The sequence below is a fragment of the Streptomyces sp. NPDC055815 genome (assembly GCF_053616475.1).
Genome location: NZ_JBSHDU010000195.1, coordinates 1 through 1,051 on the forward strand (window position 1 = coordinate 1; position 1,051 = coordinate 1,051).

General features: G+C 68.3%; 1 protein-coding gene. It reads right to left on the reverse strand.

The annotated features are described in order from the left end of the window. Positions 1–56: 56 nt before the first annotated feature. The gene (locus ACWGN5_RS41950) at positions 57–839 is read right to left on the reverse strand and encodes a transposase family protein (RefSeq protein ID WP_453524301.1); all 783 of its coding nucleotides are present in this window, start codon (positions 837–839) and stop codon (positions 57–59) included. Between the last annotated feature and the right edge of the window lie 212 nt (positions 840–1,051).

Here is a 1,051-nt window from a genome sequence, read left to right on the forward strand (position 1 = left end):
ACGAGCTCGTGCACGGTAGGCGGCGAGACGTCGAGGATCCCGACGGGGCTCGCTGTTCACCTCTGCCGTGCGGGGATCAGGTCCGCGGTCTGCTGATGGGAGAACAGGCCGGCGACAGCCTGGACGGTGTCGCTCATGTGTTCGCGGCGGCCGAGGTGCCGGGCCAGGGCCCGCCAGTTCTTCAGGTGTGCGATCCCGTGCTCGACCCGGATGCGGCGTGAGGAGTGCGCCTTGCGCTGTCGCTCGTACATCTCCTCGTACCAGTCGGGGGCGTTCTTCTTGAACTTGCGGTGCGGTGGTGTCACCACGCGTCCGCCGGTCTGAGCGCCGAGGCCCTGGTAGCCGGCATCGGCAAGGATCTCGACCGCGGGTCCGTCGACCAGGAGCTTGACCAGGCCCAACTGGCGCGCGTGGGTGATGTCCGCGCAGCTACCGGGCTTGGCCGGGCTGCACCACAGCACGCGTCCCTCGCCGTCCGTGACCACCATGGATTTGACGGCGTTCTGCTTGTTCTTGCCGGAGATGAACCGGTCTCGGTCCTTTCGGCCGGCGGCAGGCCGCCGAACCCGGATCTCCGTGCCGTCGACGATGCCGGTCTTCCCGCTGGCACCGAGGTGCTCGACGACCTCGGCCAGGGTCCGCAGCCGCACACCGGGACTGACGGTGCATCCCCGCTGGGCAAGCAGGGGCCGCACCTCGCCGATGGCCCGGGTGATGGTGGAGCGGTCCACGCCGAACCAGCAGGCCAGTACATCGTGAGTGACACCGTGACGGAGGTGGACGAGGGCGGTCAGGAGCCGGTCGACGAACACCAGCCGGTGCTTCGCACCGGCGCCCACGGCCCGCTTCCGCGGCCGAGAGGCAAGCCTGTCCTGATGACACTCATGCCACAGCGGACCCACCTCGGCCACGAGTTCAGCAATCACATCGGCCGACAGGCCCGTGATCCGGCGGTTGCTGATGATCACTGCACGAGACGCGTTCCCCACCACCTGACCATGATCACCCATCCAAGGCTCGACGTCTCGCCGCCTACCGTGCACGAGCTCGT